This window comes from Streptomyces sp. NPDC037290, from assembly GCF_055603245.1.
Genome location: NZ_JBVJVZ010000006.1, coordinates 368879 through 389703, shown reverse-complemented (window position 1 = coordinate 389703; position 20825 = coordinate 368879). Strand labels below are relative to the sequence as shown.

The 20825-nt window shown below is 69.3% G+C and carries 21 protein-coding genes and 2 pseudogenes; 11 read left to right on the top strand and 12 right to left on the bottom strand.

Going from position 1 to position 20825, the window contains the following annotated elements:
- The first annotated feature begins 71 nt into the window (after positions 1 to 71).
- Together ACZ7HQ_RS23655 and ACZ7HQ_RS23650 are read left to right on the top strand one after the other, a co-directional pair.
- Positions 72 to 806, top strand: a complete 735-nt coding sequence (locus ACZ7HQ_RS23655; RefSeq protein ID WP_470993218.1) for a DUF1707 SHOCT-like domain-containing protein — start codon at positions 72 to 74, stop codon at positions 804 to 806.
- Positions 807 to 980: 174 nt separating this feature from the next.
- Positions 981 to 1358 (top strand): WhiB family transcriptional regulator, encoded by a 378-nt coding sequence (locus tag ACZ7HQ_RS23650; protein WP_470993215.1) that lies wholly within the window; start codon positions 981 to 983, stop codon positions 1356 to 1358.
- Between the two features lie 81 nt (positions 1359 to 1439).
- Here the strand turns inward: ACZ7HQ_RS23650 and glpX are convergent, their stop codons facing one another.
- Positions 1440 to 2474 carry a class II fructose-bisphosphatase gene (gene glpX / locus ACZ7HQ_RS23645; protein ID WP_470993212.1) on the bottom strand — a complete coding sequence of 345 codons (1035 nt, stop codon included), beginning with the start codon at positions 2472 to 2474 and terminating at the stop codon, positions 1440 to 1442.
- Positions 2475 to 2601: 127 nt separating this feature from the next.
- On the opposite strand from glpX, the gene ACZ7HQ_RS23640 reads away from it, so the two are divergent.
- Positions 2602 to 3129, top strand: a complete 528-nt coding sequence (locus ACZ7HQ_RS23640; RefSeq protein WP_470993210.1) for a DUF4245 domain-containing protein — start codon at positions 2602 to 2604, stop codon at positions 3127 to 3129.
- 65 nt (positions 3130 to 3194) lie between these two features.
- Here the strand turns inward: ACZ7HQ_RS23640 and ACZ7HQ_RS23635 are convergent, their stop codons facing one another.
- From ACZ7HQ_RS23635 to ACZ7HQ_RS23620, 4 genes and pseudogenes are all read right to left on the bottom strand, one after another.
- Entirely contained in the window at positions 3195 to 3785 is a 591-nt protein-coding gene (locus ACZ7HQ_RS23635) for a malonic semialdehyde reductase (protein WP_470993207.1), read from the bottom strand.
- 171 nt (positions 3786 to 3956) lie between these two features.
- Positions 3957 to 4187, bottom strand: coding sequence for an exodeoxyribonuclease VII small subunit (locus ACZ7HQ_RS23630; RefSeq protein WP_470993204.1), 231 nt, complete (start codon positions 4185 to 4187; stop codon positions 3957 to 3959).
- Positions 4184 to 5392 (bottom strand): exodeoxyribonuclease VII large subunit, encoded by a 1209-nt coding sequence (gene xseA / locus ACZ7HQ_RS23625; protein ID WP_470993201.1) that lies wholly within the window; start codon positions 5390 to 5392, stop codon positions 4184 to 4186. Before xseA ends, ACZ7HQ_RS23630 begins: the two co-directional genes overlap by 4 nt.
- Positions 5393 to 5657: 265 nt before the next feature.
- A pseudogene (locus ACZ7HQ_RS23620) lies at positions 5658 to 5949 on the bottom strand (hypothetical protein); the annotation flags it as partial.
- Here ACZ7HQ_RS23620 and ACZ7HQ_RS23615 point away from each other — a divergent pair.
- Complete coding sequence (locus ACZ7HQ_RS23615) at positions 5839 to 6855, top strand: 4-hydroxy-3-methylbut-2-enyl diphosphate reductase (protein ID WP_470993198.1); 1017 nt, start codon at positions 5839 to 5841, stop codon at positions 6853 to 6855. The pseudogene ACZ7HQ_RS23620 and the gene ACZ7HQ_RS23615 sit on opposite strands and share 111 nt — an antisense overlap.
- 29 nt (positions 6856 to 6884) lie before the next feature.
- Positions 6885 to 7631, top strand: a complete 747-nt coding sequence (gene ppgK, locus ACZ7HQ_RS23610) for a polyphosphate--glucose phosphotransferase (protein WP_470993194.1) — start codon at positions 6885 to 6887, stop codon at positions 7629 to 7631.
- A 47-nt stretch (positions 7632 to 7678) separates the two neighbouring features.
- Here ppgK and ACZ7HQ_RS23605 read toward each other — a convergent pair whose 3' ends face one another.
- Complete coding sequence (locus tag ACZ7HQ_RS23605) at positions 7679 to 8245, bottom strand: DUF6542 domain-containing protein (RefSeq protein ID WP_470993191.1); 567 nt, start codon at positions 8243 to 8245, stop codon at positions 7679 to 7681.
- Between the two features lie 185 nt (positions 8246 to 8430).
- Between ACZ7HQ_RS23605 and ychF the strand changes: the two genes are divergently transcribed.
- Positions 8431 to 9519, top strand: a complete 1089-nt coding sequence (ychF, locus tag ACZ7HQ_RS23600) for a redox-regulated ATPase YchF (protein WP_470993188.1) — start codon at positions 8431 to 8433, stop codon at positions 9517 to 9519.
- Positions 9520 to 10539: 1020 nt separating this feature from the next.
- Positions 10540 to 11037, top strand: coding sequence for a helix-turn-helix transcriptional regulator (locus ACZ7HQ_RS23595; RefSeq protein ID WP_470993185.1), 498 nt, complete (start codon positions 10540 to 10542; stop codon positions 11035 to 11037).
- 320 nt (positions 11038 to 11357) lie between these two features.
- On the opposite strand, the gene ACZ7HQ_RS23590 is transcribed toward ACZ7HQ_RS23595, so the two are convergent.
- Positions 11358 to 11750 (bottom strand): PIN domain-containing protein, encoded by a 393-nt coding sequence (locus tag ACZ7HQ_RS23590; protein ID WP_470993183.1) that lies wholly within the window; start codon positions 11748 to 11750, stop codon positions 11358 to 11360.
- A complete protein-coding gene (locus ACZ7HQ_RS23585; RefSeq protein ID WP_093779986.1) occupies positions 11747 to 12013 on the bottom strand; it encodes a hypothetical protein in 267 nt (88 codons plus the stop codon). Before ACZ7HQ_RS23585 ends, ACZ7HQ_RS23590 begins: the two co-directional genes overlap by 4 nt.
- A 386-nt stretch (positions 12014 to 12399) precedes the next feature.
- Here ACZ7HQ_RS23585 and ACZ7HQ_RS23580 point away from each other — a divergent pair.
- Positions 12400 to 12588: pseudogene (locus ACZ7HQ_RS23580) on the top strand (tyrosine-type recombinase/integrase); the annotation flags it as partial.
- 211 nt (positions 12589 to 12799) lie between these two features.
- Complete coding sequence (locus ACZ7HQ_RS23575; protein WP_470993585.1) at positions 12800 to 13504, top strand: tyrosine-type recombinase/integrase; 705 nt, start codon at positions 12800 to 12802, stop codon at positions 13502 to 13504.
- A 227-nt stretch (positions 13505 to 13731) separates the two neighbouring features.
- Here ACZ7HQ_RS23575 and ACZ7HQ_RS23570 read toward each other — a convergent pair whose 3' ends face one another.
- The 4 genes from ACZ7HQ_RS23570 to ACZ7HQ_RS23555 all read right to left on the bottom strand — a co-directional run bounded on the left by ACZ7HQ_RS23570 (position 13732) and on the right by ACZ7HQ_RS23555 (position 18121).
- Positions 13732 to 14313: a Uma2 family endonuclease gene (locus ACZ7HQ_RS23570; RefSeq protein WP_470993180.1), complete on the bottom strand. Its 582-nt coding sequence runs from the start codon at positions 14311 to 14313 to the stop codon at positions 13732 to 13734.
- A 654-nt stretch (positions 14314 to 14967) separates the two neighbouring features.
- Positions 14968 to 15348, bottom strand: coding sequence for a CPCC family cysteine-rich protein (locus ACZ7HQ_RS23565; protein ID WP_470993177.1), 381 nt, complete (start codon positions 15346 to 15348; stop codon positions 14968 to 14970).
- A gap of 168 nt (positions 15349 to 15516) precedes the next feature.
- Positions 15517 to 16686, bottom strand: coding sequence for a hypothetical protein (locus tag ACZ7HQ_RS23560; protein ID WP_470993174.1), 1170 nt, complete (start codon positions 16684 to 16686; stop codon positions 15517 to 15519).
- A gap of 124 nt (positions 16687 to 16810) precedes the next feature.
- On the bottom strand, positions 16811 to 18121 hold the full coding sequence (locus ACZ7HQ_RS23555) for a M14 family zinc carboxypeptidase (protein ID WP_470993583.1): 1311 nt from the start codon (positions 18119 to 18121) through the stop codon (positions 16811 to 16813).
- A 220-nt stretch (positions 18122 to 18341) separates the two neighbouring features.
- Here ACZ7HQ_RS23555 and ACZ7HQ_RS23550 point away from each other — a divergent pair, with 220 nt between their 5' ends.
- Positions 18342 to 19526 (top strand): HesA/MoeB/ThiF family protein, encoded by a 1185-nt coding sequence (locus ACZ7HQ_RS23550; RefSeq protein WP_470993172.1) that lies wholly within the window; start codon positions 18342 to 18344, stop codon positions 19524 to 19526.
- On the top strand, positions 19523 to 20767 hold the full coding sequence (locus ACZ7HQ_RS23545; protein ID WP_470993170.1) for a hypothetical protein: 1245 nt from the start codon (positions 19523 to 19525) through the stop codon (positions 20765 to 20767). Before ACZ7HQ_RS23550 ends, ACZ7HQ_RS23545 begins: the two co-directional genes overlap by 4 nt.
- Positions 20768 to 20825 lie beyond the last annotated feature (58 nt).

Below are 20825 nucleotides of genomic sequence, written 5' to 3'. Positions count from 1 at the left end.
TCAGTGGCGACACGTCCGAGGTTTTCCACGCCCCCTAGTCGCGATCTATCGCGTTTCGGTACGCTGCTGTCGTGGACCTTCAGAAGCCCGCCCGTACCCAGGACGCCGCACCGGGCGTCACCGACCTGCGCGCCTCGGACGCCGACCGCGACCGGGTCGCCGACATCCTCCGCGAGGCCCTCGCCGAGGGCCGGCTCACCGCCGACGAGCACGCCGAGCGCGTGGACGGCGTGCTGAACGCCAAGACCGTGGGCGAGCTGGAGGTCTTCATACGCGACCTGCCCGCAGCCCACCAGCGCCCGGCCGCCCCCGTCTACACCCCCGCCCCGCCCCGCCCCACGGCGGGGGCGGTCCCTGACGAGGCCGACGCCAACGTGGTCGCCGTCTTCAGCAGCGCGGTGCGCCGGGGCCGCTGGCGCGCGGGGCGCCGGCTGCACGCGTACTCGGTCTTCGGCAGCGTCGAGATCGACCTCAGCGAGGCGATCTTCGAGTACCAGCAGGTCGTGATCAAGGCCGTCTCGGTCTTCGGTGACGTCCAGATCCGCGTCCCGGAGAACGTGTCGCTGCGCGGCACCGGCGGCGGCGTCCTCGGCAACTTCGAAGTGGACACGCTGGACTCGGTCGAGTCCGACGCCCCGGTCGTCTACGTCGACGGCTGGGCCGTTCTCGGCAACGTGGAGGCGCGGCCCAAGCGCGGCAAGCGTGTCGCGGACATCCTGGAGCGGGTGCAGGACAGGGTCGACCGGAAGCTGGATCGCGTCCAGGACAAGGTTGATCGGAAACTGCGCAAACACCTGGGCCGTTGACGGTCGCGAACGCGCCGGTGAGCGGAGGGTCCCGGTCCTCTTGCGCCCTCGCGGTGGGGGCGTGAACGAGCCGCCGCGCGCCTGCCGTTGGGAACGCTGTGCATAGGCGCGCGCACAGCGGGTAGGCCTTGCTGCATCGTCTCTCGCTCGCGAAGCCGTCGTCAGGAGTAGACCGTGCTGCAACCGCCGCATTCGTCCCTGCAGGTAGCTGCCGTTCCGGCCCAGCGGGTGCCAGTGCGAGACAGGGACCAAGACGCTCCCTGGCACACCGAGGCGGTGTGCCAGCGCGACGAGGCCGGCCTGTTCTTCGCCCCGTCGAAGGAACCGACCGCCGCCCGGCTCTCCCGCGAGGAGGCGGCCAAGCGCGTCTGCGCTCGCTGTCCGGTGATGGTGGAGTGCCGCGAACACGCCCTCCTCCAGCCCGAACCGTACGGCGTCTGGGGCGGCCTCACGGCAGCGGAACGCCGCGTGGTCCTGGCGAGGAGGCGCCGCCGGGAGATGGAACTGAAGAAGGCGGCACGAGCGACGGCGGCGAACCGCATAGCTGGATGAGCGGAACAGAGGGCGCCCCCTCCGCACAGGGGGCGCTTCTCTGCTTTCAGGGGCCGGGGCGGCCCCTTCCCTGCGGGTGCTCTACTTGGCCCGGTCGAAGTCGACCGCGCTGTAGGCCCGCAGCTTGCTCAGCCGGTGCTCGGAATAAATCCTGCGCACCGTCCCGGACTTCGAGCGCATCACGATGGACTCGGTCAGCGCGGTCTCCGAGCGGTACTGCACACCGCGCAGCAGCTCACCGTCGGTGATACCGGTCGCGACGAAGAACACGTTCTCGCCCGACACCAGGTCGTCGGTGGTCAGCACCCGGTCCAGATCGTGGCCGGCGTCGATGGCCCGCGCGCGCTCCTCGTCGTCCTTCGGCCACAGCTTGCCCTGGATGGTCCCGCCCAGGCACTTCACGGCGCAGGCCGAGATGATGCCCTCGGGCGTACCGCCGATGCCGAGCAGCAGGTCGACGCCGGTGCCCTCGCGCAGCGCGTACACCGAACCGGCGACGTCGCCGTCGGAGATCAGCTTGATGCGCGCGCCGGCGTCCCGGACCTCCTTGATCAGGCCCTCGTGCCGCGGCCGGTCGAGGATGACGACGGTGACGTCCTCCGGCGTGGCCTTCTTGGCCTTGGCGATCCGCTTGATGTTCACGGACACGGGCGCGTCGATGTCGACGAAGTCGGCGGCCTCCGGCCCGGTGACCAGCTTGTCCATGTAGAACACGGCCGACGGGTCGAACATGGCGCCCCGCTCGGCGGCGGCGAGGACGGAGATCGCGTTCGGCATGCCCTTGGCCGTCAGCGTGGTGCCGTCGATCGGGTCGACCGCGATGTCGACCTCGGGGCCGGTGCCGTCGCCGACGTGCTCCCCGTTGAAGAGCATCGGCGCCTCGTCCTTCTCGCCCTCGCCGATGACGACGACGCCGTTCATCGACACGGTGGAGACGAGGGTCCGCATGGCGCGCACCGCGGCGCCGTCGGCGCCGTTCTTGTCGCCGCGCCCCACCCAGCGGCCCGCGGCCATGGCGGCGGCTTCGGTCACCCGGACGAGTTCCAGGGCGAGGTTGCGGTCGGGAGCCTCGGAGGGAACATCGAGCTCGGACGGAAGGTGATGATTTTCGGTCATCGGAGCGCACCTTTCTGATACGACGACGGCCGGATGAGGGTATTGGACCCGACTCTATCGCCGGGCAGACAAAATGAGCAGGGGACCCCACGGATGAGCGCATGGGGCACCTGCGACGATAGAGGGCGTGGCAGGTTCGAACGGCAAGCAGAAGACGGCCCGGGACATGGTTCTCTCCCTGGCCCTGATCGGCATAGCGGCGTTGGTCGTGTACTTCCTCGCCATCCCGCACGACGATCACGCTCCCGACCTCAAGCGGGTGGACTACCGGGTCGAGCTGCTCACGGCCCGTCGCGCGGCGAGCTACCCGGTGGCTGCACCCGAGGGCCTGCCGAGTACCTGGAAGGCGACCTCCGTACGCTTCCAGAGCGAGAACGGCGACCGCTGGCACCTGGGCTTCCAGACCCCGGACAGCCAGTACGTGCAGGTCGAGCAGTCCACGCAGAAGGCGGTCGACTTCATCGCCGACGCCACCCAGGGCGCGTCGGCGACGCAGCAGACCGCGACGATCGACGGCCGCACCTGGACCCGCTACACCGGCGGCCGCTACGACGCCCTCGTCCTGAAGGGCGCGCCCGGTTCCACGACGGTGGTGGCCGGAACGGCTTCCTTCGCGGACTTGACCAAGGTGGCGGCGGCGCTGAAGACGCGGTGAGCCGCGCAGGACATGCGAAAGAGGCCCCCGGCAGTGCCGGGGGCCTCTCGTCGTAGCGGGGTGGCTCAGACGGTCGTCACGACGTCGTCGTACGCCAGGCGCGGCGAGCGCGGGAACCAGGCGTCCGGGCCCGGCTTGCCGATGTTGACCACCATCAGCGGGGTGTGGTCGTCGTCGAGGAACTCCTTGCGGACGCCCTCGAAGTCGAGACCGGTCATCGGGCCGGCGGCGAGGCCCGCGGCGCGGACGCCGATGATGAAGTAGGCGGCCTGCAGGGCGGCGTTCAGCGCGGCGGCGCCCTCACGGGCCGGGCGCTCGCTGAAGAAGAGGTCCTTGGCCTGCGGGAAGTGCGGGAAGAGGGTCGGCAGCTCCTCGTGGAACTCGTTGTCCGCGGAGAGGATCGCGACCAGCGGGGCGGCGGCCGTCTTCGGCTGGTTGCCCTCGGCCATGTGCTTCACCAGGCGCTCGCGGGCCTCGGGGGAGCGGACCAGGGTGATGCGCAGCGGGCTCTGGTTGAAGGCGGTGGGGCCGTACTTGACCAGGTCGTAGATCGCCTGGACGTGCTCCTCGGTCACCGGCTCGTCGGTGAAGGTGTTCGCGGTGCGGGCTTCGCGGAACAGCAGGTCCTGGGCGGCGGGGTCAAGAACGAGAGACATGCGTGGACTTCCTAGGTGGCGTCGTGTTCCGGCGTACCGGACCGCGGTCCGGATCGGCTGACGACACCGACCCTACGACAGTTAAGTTCAACCTTCAACAATAGTCAGGGCGTGGTGACCCGCTTCACAGCCATGCGCGGCGCGGGCCGCACCCGGCCCCGGCCGCTCGGTCTACTCGGAGCCCTCTTCCTCTTTCCCCTCCTCCTCGGCGAGCGCCGCGTCCAGCCGGGCCCGTGCCCCCTCCAGCCAGCGCCGGCACACCTTGGCCAGCTCCTCGCCGCGCTCCCACAGCGCCAGGGACTCCTCCAGCGTCGTACCGCCCGCCTCCAGGCGCCGTACGACCTCGATCAACTCGTCGCGCGCCTGCTCGTACGAGAGCGCCTCGTCCACCTTGCTGGTCATTCGCCCACCTTCACCGTGAATTCACCGTCGGCGACGCGCGCACGCAACGCCTCGCCCTCCGTCACCTCGTCCGGGCCGCGCACCACGTGCCCGTCGGACTTCTGCAGGACCGCGTAGCCCCGGTTGAGCGTGGCCGCGGGGGAGAGGGCCACCACGCGCGCGTGCGTGTGCGTCAGCTCCGAGTCCGCGCGGTCCAGGAGATGGCCGAGGGTGCGCCGGCTCCGCTCGGCCAGGGAGGCCACGTGGTCGGCGCGTTCGTCGATCATCCGGTGCGGATCCTCTATCGAGGGGCGGGCCAGCGTGTGCGCCAGCCCGCGCTCCTCCCGCTCCAGAAACGCGTTCATGCACCGCCGCGCCCGGTCCCGCAGCATCCGCACCCGCTCGAACTCCTCGCCCACGTCCGGTACGACCTTCTTGGCCGCGTCGGTGGGGGTGGAGGCGCGCAGGTCGGCGACGTGGTCCAGCAGGGGGTTGTCGGGCTCGTGCCCGATGGCGGACACGACGGGCGTACGGCACTCGGCCACGGCCCGCACCAACTGCTCGTCGGAGAACGGCAGCAGGTCCTCGACGCTGCCACCGCCACGGGCGACGATGATCACGTCCACGTCGTCGATCGCGTCCAGCTCCTTCACCGCCTGCACGACCTGCGGGACGGCGTGCACGCCCTGCACCGGGACGTTGCGCACCTCGAAGCGGACGGCGGGCCAGCGGTGCCGGGCGTTCTCCAGCACGTCCCGCTCCGCGGCGGAGGCGCGCCCGCAGACCAGCCCGATCAGCTGCGGCAGGAACGGCAGCGGCTTCTTCCGCTCCGGCGCGAACAGACCCTCGGCCGCGAGCGCCTTCTTCAGCCGCTCCAGCCGGGCCAGCAGCTCGCCCACGCCGACGGGTCTGATCTCGGCGGCGCGCAGGGAGAGCTGGCCACGCGGGGCGTACCACTCGGGTTTGGCCAGGACGACCACCCTCGCGCCCTCCCCGACGACATCGGCGACGGCATCGAACACCTGCCGGTAGCAGGTCACGCTGACCGAGATGTCGTACGACGGGTCGCGCAGCGTCAGGAAGACGACCCCGGCGCCGGGCCGCCGCGACAACTGCGTGATCTGCCCCTCGACCCACACCGCACCGAGCCGGTCGATCCATCCCCCGATCAGCCGGGAGACCTCGCCGACGGGGAGGGGGGCTTCGGGGGTGGAGTTCGCAGGCATGTGGTCGAGCGTAACGGGGGGTACCGACAGTCCGGTCCAGCGCCGTTCGCCCTGGGGCCGCGCGCCGGGTGCGGGTGCGTGATGGCCGCACGCGCGGCTCCCCGCGCCCCTTCAGGGCGCACACCGCTCAGCTACCCGAGAGACCGGACTCCGAGCCGCTGCCCCGCCCACACCAGCAGACCCGCAACGACCCACACCGCCCCCACCAGCTGCGCCGTCCCGCTCGCCGCCACGACCACCGTCAGCGTGATCACCGCTGCCGCCACGGCACCACTGAAAGCGGTGAACCCCATGGCGACCGTCGCCACCACGTACACCAGCGCCACCGGTCCGTGCGACGCCGCGTCCAGCGTGCCGAAGACGCCGACCGGCGCCATGGGGGCGATGAAGGGCAGCCCGCACGGTCCCGGGCACGCGATCCCGGCGCCGCCGAACGCGGCCTTACGATGGGACGCATGACCGCTTCGCCTGGCCGCCGTGTCCTGCTCGCCGCCCCCCGTGGCTACTGCGCCGGTGTGGACCGCGCCGTGATCGCCGTCGAGAAGGCCCTCGAACAGTACGGGGCCCCGATCTACGTCCGGCACGAGATCGTCCACAACAAGTACGTCGTGCAGACCCTGGAGAAGAAGGGCGCCGTCTTCGTCGAGCGGACGGACGAGGTGCCCCCGGGCAACATCGTCATGTTCTCGGCACACGGCGTCGCGCCCGTCGTCCACGAGGAGGCCGAGCGGGGCCGCCTCGCCACCATCGACGCCACCTGCCCCCTGGTCACCAAGGTCCACAAGGAAGCCGTCCGCTACGCCGGCGAGGACTACGACATCCTCCTGATCGGCCACGAGGGCCACGAGGAGGTCATCGGCACCTCCGGCGAGGCCCCCGACCACATCCAGCTCGTCGACGGTCCCGGCGACGTCGCCAAGGTCGAGGTCCGCGACCCGTCCAAGGTCGTCTGGCTGTCCCAGACCACCCTCTCCGTGGACGAGACCATGGAGACCGTCGACGCCCTGAAGACGAAGTTCCCGGGGCTCGTCTCCCCGCCCAGCGACGACATCTGCTACGCCACGCAGAACCGTCAGCTCGCCGTGAAGCAGATGGGCGCCGAGGCCGAGCTGGTCATCGTCGTCGGCTCGCGCAACTCCTCCAACTCCAAGCGGCTGGTCGAGGTCGCCAAGCTCGCCGGCGCCCGCGAGGCGTACCTGGTGGACTTCGCCGACGAGATCGACGAGGCCTGGCTCGAGGGCGTGACGACGGTCGGCGTCACCTCCGGCGCCTCCGTCCCCGAGGTCCTGGTCGAGCAGGTGCTTGAGTGGCTCGCCGAACGGGGCTACGGCGACGTGGAGCTGGTCAAGGCCGCCGAGGAGTCCATCACCTTCTCGCTGCCCAAGGAACTCCGTCGCGACCTGCGCGAGGAGGCCGCCGCCCTGGTCGCCGAGCGTGGCGGGTCGGGTACGGCCGAGGCGTGACTGTCAGTCGCCCGTCGTAACGTGGTGCCATGCAGATCTTCGGCGTGGACATCGGCGGATCCGGGATCAAGGGCGCCCCTGTGGACCTGGACAGGGGCGACCTGGCCCAGGAGCGCTGCAAGGTGCTCACCCCGCACCCGGCGACGCCCGACGGCGTGGCCGAGGGGGTCAAGCAGGTCATCGACCACTTCGGCTGGACCGGCCCGGTCGGCCTGACCTTCCCCGGGGTGGTCACCGGCGGCGCCACGGTCCGTACGGCGGCGAACGTCGACAGGAGCTGGATCGACACCGACGCGCGCGCGTTGTTCAGCGGCACACTGGGCGGGCTCCCGGTGACCGTCGTCAACGACGCGGACGCGGCGGGCGTCGCCGAGATGCAGTTCGGCGCCGGCCGGGGCCGCGGGGGCACGGTCATCCTGCTCACCTTCGGCACCGGCATCGGCAGCGCCGTCTTCGCCGACGGCGTCCTCGTCCCGAACACGGAGCTGGGCCACCTCGAGCTGAGCGGCCACGACGCCGAGAAGAAGGCCTCCAGCAAGGCCAAGGACGACCACGGCCTGAGCTGGCAGCAGTGGGCCCACCGCGTCCAGAAGTACCTGGCGCACGTGGAGATGCTGTTCTCGCCGGAGCTGTTCGTCATCGGCGGCGGGGTCAGCCGCAAGGCCGACAAGTTCCTGCACTTCATCGAGGGCATCAGGGCCGAGATCGTCCCCGCCCAGCTGCAGAACGACGCCGGGATCGTGGGAGCGGCGATGAGAGCGGCCCAGCAGGTGTAGCCGCCGCCGGCTCAGCGGCGGCGGCAGGCGTGGCGCCCCGCGCCGGTTCAGACCCGTTGCCGGCGTCGCCGCACCCATCGCACCCACCGCACCCGGCGCACGAGCACGATCACTCCGGCGGCCAGCGTCCCTCCGTACAGCCAGCCCGCCTGTGTGGCGAGTCCGGTGAACAGCCCCATCAGCTGGCCGAGCAGCCCCCCGCTGCCGTCGGCGACGGGCACCAGCCCCACGGCGAACGCGATCGGTACGACGACGGGAGCGGTCAGCACGTCCCCGGGCCGCACCCACAGCGCGGTCAGGACGCACACCGGCAGGAACAGCACGCCGTACACCGTGAGGACCCCGCCGAACAGCAGCTCGTCCAGGCAGCCGAGCAGAAGCATCACGACGGCACACAGCAGTCCGCTGCCGAGTCCGGTGAGCCGGGGGCCGCGAAGCAGCGGCCCCGGCGGCACCGGCCGGGCGACGCGCCCCGTCCGCCCCGGCCGCCGCTCCCCCGGGCCCGGCCTGCGGTCGCCGCCGGGCCTGCGCCGCGCCTGCGGCGGCAGGTGCGAGGGCTTCGGCGAGCCGCGTCGCGCTCCGTCGTTCGGGGGTCGCGTTCTGCGTTGCTCCACTGGACCAACTTAGGTCTGTTTATGTGCCGAATCACCCATCAGACACGCCGGGGGGAAGAGGTTGGCCAGGCGTTCGAAGCTCCCGCGAGCCGGTCGGCGCGGACGCCGTAAACTGGTGGATCGGCCAGTGTCGGTCTCTGGCCCCTGACAGCCCCCTGGCCCACTCATCTACGGGAAGTCGCAACGTGTCGCTCACGATCGGAATCGTCGGCCTGCCCAACGTCGGCAAGTCGACCCTGTTCAACGCCCTGACCAAGAACGACGTGCTGGCGGCCAACTACCCGTTCGCCACGATCGAGCCGAACGTCGGCGTGGTCGGCGTCCCCGACGCCCGCCTCGCCAAGCTGGCCTCGATCTTCTCCTCCGAGCGCATCCTTCCGGCCACGGTCGACTTCGTCGACATCGCCGGTATCGTGCGCGGCGCCTCCGAGGGCGAGGGCCTCGGCAACAAGTTCCTCGCGAACATCCGTGAGTCCGACGCGATCTGCCAGGTCATCCGCGCCTTCAAGGACGAGAACGTCGTCCACGTCGACGGCAAGGTCTCGCCGAAGGACGACATCGAGACGATCAACACCGAGCTGATCCTCGCCGACCTCCAGACCATCGAAAAGGTCCTGCCGCGCCTCCAGAAGGAGTCGCGCATCAAGAAGGACGTCGCCCCCAAGGTCAAGGCGGTCGAGGAGGCCAAGGAGATCCTGGAGAAGGGCGACACCCTCTTCGCGCACGGCATCGTCCAGGGCACCGAGCGCAACGAGCTCCTGCACGACCTGCACCTGCTCACCACCAAGCCCTTCCTCTACGTCTTCAACGTCGACGAGGACGAACTGATCGACGAGGACTTCAAGAACGAGCAGCGCGCCCTCGTCGCCCCCGCCGAGGCGATCTTCCTCAACGCCAAGCTGGAGGCGGACCTCGCCGAGCTGGACGAGGAGGAGGCCCTGGAGCTGCTGGAGTCCGTCGGCCAGCACGAGCCCGGCCTGGCCACCCTCGCCCGTGTCGGCTTCAACACCCTCGGCCTGCAGACCTACCTGACGGCCGGCCCCAAGGAGTCCCGCGCCTGGACGATCAAGAAGGGCGCCACGGCTCCCGAGGCGGCCGGCGTGATCCACACCGACTTCCAGAAGGGCTTCATCAAGGCCGAGGTCATCTCCTTCGACGACCTGGTCGAAACGGGCTCGGTCGCCGAGGCCCGCGCCAAGGGCAAGGCGCGCATGGAGGGCAAGGAGTACGTCATGCAGGACGGGGATGTGGTGGAGTTCCGATTCAATGTTTAATTAAAAGTTAAGCCACTTTCTGAGGTTTTGGAAAGTGCAGGTCAGAAGGGGTTCGCCTTTAAGGCGGACCCCTTTTTTGATGGTCCGAGGGTGCTTATGTGAGATGAAGCGTCGAGCGCTGACTTGGGAGGGCGCTCGAGGCCACCCATTGGCACCTGTTGTCACCTCTGAGATTCCGTACCGTGCTGGATCTCCAGGACGGCATTGCAAGCTGGCGGCAAATCGCCCTTACTGAGAATCTTGAAACATGACGTAGCGAACTTCAGAACTCCTTCCGGCCCGTTGGCTCGCAGTCCCAGCGGCTTGAGACGCTTCAAGAAGACCGGACTATGAGAGCGTCCTTGCTCCGGCTGATGCCCACTGATGTATTGGTTGCGCGTACTCCTCGGCTCTACGCCTGCGGCTCAAGCTGCGGGGCGGTGATGAGCCACGAAGCTCTATCCAACCAGAACGAAGTTTCGGCAATTCCTGCCGCAATCATCACTAGAAAGTGGCAATAGTGGGCGGATCTGGAATTCATCTGTTCTTGGGTCGAACGACCGCTCGGCGCGTCATACCCTGTTGATCCTTCAGAGGGAACTTCGGAGGGAAGATGGCGCCTGACGTCTTCGACTGTGTAGCAGCGTATGTTCGTGATGTTTGCGGTGAAGAGCCGGTCTGTGTCCACGTGGACGACGCGCGAGAATGTCAGATCAAGCGGCACCCGGACTATGCGAGATTCCGCTCCCAGGCTGTAGTCGCCCGAGCGGCGCGGAAACCGTCTCAACTATGGGAAGCCATGGTGGCCATGGGGCGCATGTCTGACATGCGCGGCGATAACAAGTGGAGGATGATCGTCGTGGACTGCCTTATCCCTTTCCTTCGCACACGCTCTTGGTCGATCTCTCGAGAATTTTATTGTGATTTAAGGGACGTGCGATCGGATATGTTCGAAGCCGCCCTCAATGTTTGGGAAGATACAGTTAAGGGCGTCCCCCCTCGGGAGGTTCCGACGTTGATGGTCTAGGCAGCCATCAATGCATGTTCGAAGAAGCCGTTATGGATTCCGCGCTTAAGGCATCTTCGATCATTCACGAAGTCAACCCGAGGGATCCTGCTGTTGCCGAGCAAATTAGGGGTGAGCGCACCGGGGCGCTATGGCAGAGATGCGGCATCATTGAAGTGGTCAACCGCTACCATGCGGACCTTCGGGCGGGGCGTCGCCCGGGCCTACGGGGCATCCTCGCGACAGAAACGATGTTGGCCCGTACGTGGGTTACGGGCTGCAATTACTATTACTACATCTCCGACTTCTATCCTAAATTCGTTGCGCTTCCGGCTGCTGCCGAAGCGTTGGGAATCGCCAAATCCACCGCTTACCAAATGGTGAGAGCAGGGTCTTTTCCATGTCTGACCACACGCATGGGTAGTAGTATCCAGGTACCTACGATAGCCTTGACGCACTCACTGTCCATTGCGGATGTCATCGTTCACCTTGATGACGTGGAAAACGGGGCGGCTCACGTCGGCGGAGGCTGACCTCGAGCCTTCATGTCATGACGCCAGTCACGAACAGTTGGTGGCCTTCTTCCGCACATTCATGAAGGTCAGCTCAGAACGGGATCGCCGGACGAGTTCACCTATTTGCCTGGCGAGGTCCGTGACAGCGGCGTTCCGCTTGCGAGGTCTCGCGCTGGCTGGGTCATCACTCCGTCAGGATGCTGTTGCCCAGCGCGTGAGCCCGATGTCGGGAGGTCCTGACGCTGGCCGTCCACCCCTATGCGATCAGGTAGCCACACCTGTCTCCATCCCCGCCATATCTGGGCACGCAGAGGCTGGTCGTCAGAGATCATTGGTGGTCAGACGGTGCGGATGACGGGGGCGGGTTTGGTGTCCTGGGCGTCGATGAGGGTGCGGATGTCGTTCGGGTCCGAGGTCCAGATGATGGCGCCGAGGCTGGCTGCCATGGCTACGACGGTGGCGTCGACGATGTCGGAGGTGCCGGCCTTGCCGCAGAGGATGCCTGCGGTTTTGGCGGTTTCGAGGCCGACGGGTACGACGTGGCAGCCGGCGAGGAACTTGCCGAGTCTGACCTGGCGGCGGGAGTCCCGCCATGCCTGGCTGACGACGACGGACGGGACGTGGATGTCTCGTCCGTCTTCCAAGGCCAGGCTGTGGCGGGCCCACATGCGTCGGTCGTCGTTGTCGATGGCGATGAGCACCCCGGCGTCGTATAGGTAGGGGATGTTCACGCGGCCGAGGCTCCCGAGCTGCTGAGGTACTCGGCGTCGGCGGCGGCCAGGTCCGCGCGGGCGGCGGCGAGCTCTTCCGGGGTGAAGGCGCCATGTTCTGCCTGCCACTCCTGGATGACGGCCCGGCCGGCCCGCAGGCGCAGCTCGCGTTCGGCTGCTCCGGCGACGAGACGGGAGAGCGGGATGCCTTCTTCCTCGGCGGCTCCGGCCAGGGCTTCGACCAGGGATTCGTCGAGAGTGATAGTCACCTTCTTGGTAGCCATACATCAACCATATCGCGGTATGGCCTTCGATGCTGATGCACGGATCACGTGCCGACGAGCGCGGAGCGGCAGCGCATCCAGCGAGGAGGGCCTCGCTGACTCGATGGCTCGCGGGGCTGGGGGAGGCCGGGTCCACATTCGCTGAAAAGAGCGGATTGATTATGTATGTCTTGCTCGGCTTGTGAGGTGGCGGTGCACGGTTTCGGGCACGGGCCAGGCGAAGGATCGGGGCTTGGGTGGCGAGTGTTTCTCAGAGGTGCAAGAGGGATGCCCGGGACCGGAACTTTCCCTGTGATCGTCCGCGGTGTGGGCATGCGTGGACGGTGCGGTACCGGGAACCGGGCGGTAGGCGCGGGCGACAGCGGGAGAGGTCGTTTCCTCGTCGGATGGGCTCGGATGGTGCGGACGCTTTCGCCGACAAGGTCGAGAACGACAAGAAGGCCGGCATTCGCTTCGATCCTGCGCGAGGGCTTGTGCCGTTGCGGGCCTGGGCTCAGGAGTGGCTGGAGCGACGGGTCATCGGTGAGTCGACGCGTCGCAACTACGAGGGGTTCATCCGTAACCATCTCGTGCCGCGCCTGGGGCGGAAGGTGCTGGCCGGGTTGGCGCGGCGCGACTTCGAGGAGTTCGTCAAGGACGTGCATGCCTCCGGTGCGGGCTTGGCGGTCACCACGGTCAATGACCGGATGGTGATGGTGGCCGCCATGCTGGAAGCGGCCGTCGTTGACAAACGCATCCCGGACAATCCCGCGCGGCGTCCGGATATCTCGGGCGGCCCCGTGCGCGGTGGACGAGGACGAGATTCCCACGCTGGGCGAGGTCGATCTGATCGCGGAGCACATCGCCCCGCAGTACCGGCTCGCGGTCTACCTTCAATCGGGTACCGGCCAGCGCCCCAGCGAGTCGCTGGCCTTCTCCACCGAGTGCCGACGGTCTGGTTTCGTCAGGATCCGTTGGCAGGTCAGCGCCACGGCTCGCCGCGATGACTGCCGCACGGTCTTCGTGCCGCTCAAGCACCGGGTGGAGGGTGAGTACCGGGACGTCCCGGTAGCCCCGTTTGTCGAGCAGGAGATCGACGACCACCTGTCGCGGTGGGAGCCGGTGCCCGTGGTCTTCACCGGGCTGCGGGGCAGGCGACGGCGTCTGGAGGTCTTCTTCGCCCCGCGCCAGCGTGGCAAGGGCGTGATGCCCACCGCCTCCACCTACGGCTACCACTTCAGGAAGGCGTGCGTGTCGGTCGGCCTGGTCGATGTGGACGGCAAGGCCAAGTACACGCCCGGCAGTCTGCGGCACTTCTTCGCCTCGACCGCGTTGGCGAACGGCGTGCCGATCCGCGAGGTCTCGCGCTGGCTCGGCCATAAGTCGATCAAGACCACCGTGGACATCTATGGTCACCTTGTTCCCGAGGCGTGGGATCGTTGTCGAGACGTCATGCAGAACGCCATGCGCCCGGCGGTCGAGGACTCGGAGGAGGTTGTCTCCGCGGCTTGACGTGCTGGATGTGCTGGATGAGTCCCGACGGTGCTGGATGGGTGCTGGATGCGATCATCTAAAGGAGCGCTTCCGCAGGTGGGAGCGCCGCGTTGAAACGTTCCGCTTCAACGTGTAACCGATTCGCTACCCTGCGCTAACTCGTTCGTCAAGTGCGCAGATCAGAAGGGGTTGAGTTCTGGTGAACTCAACCCCTTCTGCGTTCCGTGCTGACTTGGTGCTGACTCCTAGTTGCTCGTCGGCGCCGTGAGCCTGTCGAGATCCAGGCTGATCTCGAAAGGCACAGGGCGCTTCAGGGTGCCTCGGAAGATGCCGGCGGGTGCGTAGACGCCAGTGGGTTCGTCGAGTTCGTAGACGTGGACGACAGGGGCGCCGTCTTCGTCCTCGATGCACCAGTAGTGCGGGATGCCGGCCTCCGCGTACTTGCGCAGCTTGACCGTGCGGTCCCGGTGCGCGGACTCAGGTGAGACGACCTCGATGACCAGTCGCACCTCGTCCGGCGCGAACCAGGTGCGGTCTCCGTCGTAGTCGGCCGTCGTCAACAGCAGATCCGGCTCGGGCCGGTTTCGCTCGTCGAGCTTTACGGTCATCTCGCGGCCGACCCTGACATCGCCGGGCGCCTGCTCCATGAGAGCGACGGTGAGCATGGTGACGAGGTGGCCGTGCCACCACCTCTGCGGCGACATCATGAAGACAAGCGCTCCGTCGATCAGCTCGGTGTGGCGGGGTGCCTCGGGAAGGCGGTCCAGGTCCTCCGCGAACCAGCCTTCCTCGCGCGGCGGGCGCATCCAGTCGGGCAGTGCGGTCATGGCTCAACCGTAGCTATTCGGCGAGGCGTGGGCCACGAGATCGTCGCCGGGCGGCTGGCTGACTTGGATCTCCAGAAGCCCGTTTGATCTTCGGATCTGGCCTTTCCTCTGGTCAGATGATGCTACAGAGGGGAGTCGGGTGCACCCGGGCCGCAGGACACGACGGCTTTCAGGTCGAGGTAGCGCGGTGGCCCGAGTCCTTCCTCGTTCCGTAGCGCTCGATCACGTAGCCGTAGCCGATCTCTTCGGGGTGCTGGAACGGCATCGGTTACCTCTCCGGGTACAGGTCGGTACGTTCGATCCACGTGAGGGCGGGACCAGGTGCGGGACTCTTCGACCAGGTGCGCCCAGGGCGCACTCCAGTCGAGTTCCCAGTCCAGGCCGGCGCCGGAGACGCCGTACGTGATGGTGAGCGGTGGAACGACGGGGTGCGGACGCCGAGTTCGGCAGGAGGGCGATCAGGGCGGGGCCGCAGCGTGGTCCGCCACCTCTTCGAAGACCTCGATGGCGGTCGGCTGCCCGAAGCCGTCGGGGGCAGTCCGTCGATGACGGCGGGGATGGTTTCGGAGCCGATGCCGATCAGTTCTGCGCGGGCGTCGTACGACGGGCCGGTCGAGTCGTCGAGCTGCTGGATGAGTCTCTCGATGCGGGTGGTCATGGGTGGTCCCGGCGCCAGAAGCTGGGGAGCCACCAGCAGAGCACCGAGCGGTCGTCGGGCCACGGGGCGCGGTCCTCGGCGTCCCAGTCCTCGAAGGAGTCGCGCGTCAGGTCGATGGGGCGCCAGGCGGGGTCGAGCGGCTCGTCCTCTGCCGGTGGGCGGACGTACTGTCGGCCGTGCTGGTCGCAGGCGCCGAAGTCCTGGTAGTTGCGCTGGGCCTCGATCAGGGAGACCTTGTTCGCCCCGCCTGCTATGGCCGGCCAGCGGAACTGGACCCCGTCGTCCTCCCAGAAGCAGACGGGGCAGATCTCGTACGAGCCGGGCATCGCGTCCAGCACGCGGTGCCCGCAGCAGGGACAGGGGTAGCGGTCGCTCACCTGGGCAGTCTCCTTGCCGGTCCCGCCGGTGCGCCATCGATTTCTCGGCCTCCGCCCGCCCGGCAGTCCGCAGCCAGTCCGCGGGACACTCGTAAACGGCCGTCGAGAGCCAGCGCATGCCAACGTGCTCGACATTGCGGCATACCGTCAGGGACGGTCGGTCCCGCTCTACTCGGCGGACGGTTCGAGCATCGGCTCGAAGGCGGACTCCTCCTCGTCGGGAATGTGCGGGAGGAAGCCGTCGGGGACGGTGCGGGCGGCGGTGGTGAGCAGGCGGTCCAGGACCTCCTGGCCGGTGGCCGGGGGAAGCCGAAGCGCGGCGAGGAGGCGGTCGCGGACGGTGGGGTGGTCCGGGTGGTCGTCGAGGTAGTCGGCGTTGAGGGCCGGGGGCCGGAAGCCGGCCAGGGCGTCGTGCCAGGACGGCAGGACGATGGCGAGGGTCAGGGCCTCGGCGAGGGACTCGGCGATCAGGGAGGCCCTGCCCTCGGAGTCGGTGTAGAGGACGGGGCGGGGGTCGTCTGGGACGGCCGGGCCGCAGAGGTAGTGGGTGCCGCCCGCGTTGCAGCCGGCGACCGGCTCCACCACGAAGCCGTTGGGCAGGGCGATCGGCTCGATCGGGTCGGTGCGGGCGAGGTCGAACTCGCCGTCGCGGGCCAGGTAGGAGGCGACCTCGGGGTGCGCGGCGATCCGTCGGAGCAGCGCGTCGTCGGAGAGGACGGCCGGGTTGAGGGCCCTGGCGATCGCGGGGGTGAGGGGGCGTCCGGCGAGGACGTGGCGGATGGCGTCGAGGGGGACGGGGCGCTCGTAGTAGTCCTCGAAGTGGGCCTGGACGGCCTCGGGGGAGCGGTCGGTGAGGAGACGGAAGAGGGACCCGGAACCGTCCGGGTCCTCGCCGCCCGCGGGGAAGGTGATGGCCGAGCCGGTGCGCCAGGCCGTGTCCCCGTTCTCCCGCCACAGGCAGGCGGTGACCCGAGGTGTGCCGATACCCTCGTCGCAGAACGCGGGCTCGTCCAGCAGGGGGCGCAGCGTGGCGGGCACGTCGTCGATGACGCCGGGCCAGACCTGTTCGTCGTCCGTCCCGTACGGACTCATCTCCGACTCGTGGTCGAAGCCGCGGATGAGCACGCCGGCCGGGGTGAAGAGGACGCAGAAGTCGTCCCCGGAGCCGTTCTCCATCAGGGCTGCCTCCTCACCGGGGCCCCAGGCGGTGTCGAAGGTGTACTGGCAGAATCGCGGGTCGTCGCCGATCGTCGCGTCCAGGACGGCCAGTGCCTGCAGATGGGCGCGGAGTCGGGCGGGGTCGGGGAGAAGACTCGCGGTTTCGTGCACAGTGCTCATGGCGCCACGGAAGCACCCGCCACTGACAGTCCGCCGTGGCTGCCCGGACGGTGGTGCCGCCACCTTCCTTGAAGCCGAGGGGGCACTCCGACTGCTCTGGGGAGCCGGGTGGGCCGGCGCCGTGTCAGCGGAGAGCCGTCAGCGCGCTCTCCGCGGCCGCCCTGACCGTGCGGGCCTGGTGTTCGACCTGTTGGTGCACCGGCACCCAGCGCAGTCGCAGGGCCTTCTCGAAGTCGGTGCACCAGGTGGTGAAGAGTTCGTCCAGCTCGTGGTGCAGCGCCGGGGCGGCGGGGGCGTCCGCCGCCTTCAGGAGTCGTAGCAGAAGGCCCGCCGCGCGCAGTGGTTGCCGGCGGGCCACGATGTCCAGGGCGCCGACCTGGGCTGTCGTCAAGTGCCGCGGATCGTCGGTGTGCGACGCCTCGGCCGCCTGCCGGGCGAGCGGCTGCCAGGACTCGGCGACCAGGTCGTAGAGGCCGTCGGCCATCCACTCCAGCACGCGTCTGAGGGGGTTGTCCTGGGCCGGCGGCAGGAAGGCGCGCGCCTTGTCGAGGACGGCGGTCACCTGCCGTCCGCCGTCCCGTACCAGCCCTGCCAGGTCGCGCAGTGCCGGCACGGCTTCCGGGTGCGGGGACAGGTCGTCGGCCGTGTCCGTCGCCCACATGGGCACTTCGACGATCGCCGTGACACCGCCGTACCGCTGGGGTGCGCACCAGGTGGACGACCCGATGTTCTCGGACCCGGCTGCCAGGCGGCCGGTGCTGTCCGGCGGAGGCAGGACGTAGACGCCGGGGCCGGGGTTTTCCCAGTACAGGGCGTCGAACGTGCCGTGCTGGACCGGGATGCCGAGCTCCGCGGCGGACGTGTGGAAAGGTACGGCGAGGCCGGGGAGGCCGCCGGTCAGCTGGACCCAGCTGCCGCCCGCTTCGACGCCGTGCAGGGAGCACTGGAGCACCGGCCGCAGTTCGTCGATCACGCGGAACAGCGCTCGGCTCTCCGGGAGCTGCCGCGATTCGATCGGGGCCCACTCCGGCTGTTCCGCCGCGACCGGGCGGTAGGCGCTGCGGTAGTAGGCGTCCAGGCGGTGCTCCGGGCCGGCCGTGGCCTGCTCGATTCCCCGGCTCAGCGCGGCGCCGTCCGGGTCCAGGCACAGGACGATGTCCCAGGTGACGAGGGAGGGGTCGGTCGCCGCGGACAGCCGGTCGCCGCGCGCCACGTGCTCCGCCAGGGCGAGAGCGGTCGCGCCGCCGACCGGCTCGTCGGGATGCGGCCGGGCCACCACCAGGATGTGGCGGGGCCCGTGCCCCACGGACAGCATCCGGATCGGGCGGCCCGCGCGGGACGTTCCGATCCGGCGCAGGCGGCCGGTCCCGGGAAACCGGGAGACCAACTGACGTGCCGACTGGTGGACTTCCGCGACCGTGGGGTAGCGGTTGATCATCCGCGTCTGATCAGGCGCCGCCGTTGCCACCGCTGTCGCTGGTGGTCTCCTTCTTGTCCAGCGGACGGATCTCGATCTTGTTCGGCATGCCGTGCCCTCCTGTGGTGACGGTGGCGTGCTGTGGTTGGTGTGCTCTTGCCAGCGTTCGTCCAGCGGGTGACTCTTGTCAATGTCCGTTGATATGCGTGCAGTTGGGGCTGACGAGAATGGCGCGAAGATGACGGTGCCCGTGATGCGGCGGCCTCGGATCAAGCCGGAACACCGGGCCTACCGGACGGTGGACGGCCATGTGCGGATCGGGAGCGTCGTCCACGGCATCGGTGCCGAGGTCAAGGATCCGGACGGCTGGGTGTGGACACTCGTCGAGGCCATGGACGGCACGCGGAGCGCCGCGGACGTCGTCGCCGACGTGTCCCGTCGCCACCCGCAACTGCGGCTGCCCGAGGCGGACATCGTCCAGGCGATGACGGACCTGACCATGGCCGGGTACGTGGAGGACGCCGGTGCCGCGCCGCCGGCGGAGCTGTCCGAGCGGGAACGCGAGCGGTACAGCAGGGGCATGACCCTGCTGCGCTGGATGGACCTGCGGCCCAGGGAGAGCGCCTGGGAGCCGCAGCTGCGGCTGCGCCGTGCCCGGGTCCTGCTGGTCGGCGTCGGCGGTACCGGCTCGGCCGCCGCCCGGGATCTGGTGGCCTCCGGGGTGGGGCGGTTGCACTGCGTCGAACCCGACGTCGTCGAACTGTCCAATCTCAACCGGCAGACCCTCTTTCGCGAGTGCGACATCGGTACGCCCAAGGTCGACGCGGCGCTGACGGCGTTGCGCGCTCTGAACTCGGACACCACGGTCACCGGCGAGCGCCGCGAGGTACGCGGGCCGGCGGACCTCGAAGACCTGCTGGCCGGCGGCTCCGGCGGCGGTTCCGGGTACGACGTGCTGCTGCTGGCCGCCGACCGCCCCGCCGTGATCCGGCGCTGGGCCAACCAGGTCTGCCTGGCCCTGGGCACGTCGTGGGCGGAAGCGGGTTATCGCGGCCCTCTGGTGAGCGTCGGGGTCTTCACGCCCGGCCGGGGCGCGTGCTGGGAGTGCCTGCGCAGCGCCGGGATCGAGCGACGCGATCTGCGGCTCGCGCCCGGCCAGGACGAGGATGTCGCCTCGCCCCGCATGCCGTGGAATCCGGTCAACGCCGTGACCGCGGGCCTGTCCGGCAGCCTGCTGGCCCATGCCGCCCTCATGCTGCTGTGCGGAATCCCGCCGGTCGAACCCGGCTGCCGGTTCGGCCTCAACCTGATGACGCCCGGCGATCCGGTCATGCAACGCTCGCAGCGCAGCCCTGACTGCCCGGCCTGCGGGGAGCATCCCCCGGGGCCGCCGGCGGCCCCGGCGCCGGGAGCCCTCCCGTGACGGACGCCGAAGCGCAGGGACGGCCCCCGATCGAGTCGTCGACCCGCGTCCTGCTGCATGATCTGGCGGTGCGCCGGGACCGGGACGAGTGGATCGTGGGCCGTATGGACACCCGGACCTTCGTCGCACTGCCGGCGGCCGGGGCGCGTGCGGTGGAACTCCTGGGCGAGGGGCTGAGCGTGGCCCGCACGGCTCAGACGCTGCGGGACGAGACCGGTGAGGAGTTCGAGATCACGGAGTTCGTCCGGGATCTGGCGGCGCTCGGGTTCGTGGCGCGGATCGGGGACCGCCCCGTTCCGGACGCCGAAGCGCCGCGCGCGTCACTGCCGTGGCTGCGCCCTCACCAGGTGCGGTTCGCCCTGCACCCGGCGCTTCCCGTGCTCGCCGCAATGCTGCTGACGGCCGCCGTCGTCGTCCTCTTCCACCGCCCCGGCCTGCTTCCGGGCTACCGGGACCTGCTCTGGAGCCCGCACGGCAGCCTGGTCCTGCTCACCGGGGCGGCAGCCGGATGGACGCTGGTGCTGGCCCATGAGCTGGCGCACCTGGTGACCGCCCGTGCCGCGGGCGTGCCGGCGAGGATGGGTCTGGGCACCCGGCTGCAGTTCCTCGTCCTGCAGACGGACATCAGCGGCATCGAACTCGCGCCCCGCCGCCACCGGCTGACGGCCTACCTGGCCGGGATCGCCCTCAACCTGTCCGTCGCCTCGTCCCTGGTCCTGGCCCTCGCCCTGACGGACACCGGGACGACGGCCCACCGGCTGACGGCCGCGGCCCTGCTGCTGGCCCTGATGCCGTTGCCCTTCCAGTGCATGGTGTTCACCCGTACGGACCTCTACTTCGTCCTCCAGGACCTCACCGGCTGCCGGAACCTGTACGGCGACGGCCGCGCCTACGCCCGGTACGTGCTCCGCCGGGTGGTGTGGTCACCGCGCCCTGGCGGGACCACCGGAGCCGGTGACCCGAGCACCCGGTTGCTCCCGCACGAGCGCCGGGCGGTTCGCCTCTACAGCGTCGTCCTCGTGGCCGGCACGGTGGCCTGCCTGGCGTTCATGGCCTGCGTCACCCTTCCCGTCGACGTCACCCTGCTGGTCCGCGCGGCGCGGGGGCTGGGGCCGGGGCACGGCCTCGCGGGAAACGCCGACTCGGCGGCGGTGCTGGTCACCCTGGGCGGGATCAACGTCCTGTGGCTGGTCACCCGGTGGCGCAACCGCCGCTCGGGCAGGTCCGCGGGAGAGGGCTGAGGTTCCGCGCCCGTGCGAAGCCCTGCGTGCCGTCGTGCCCGGCAGGGGTCGTAGAGTG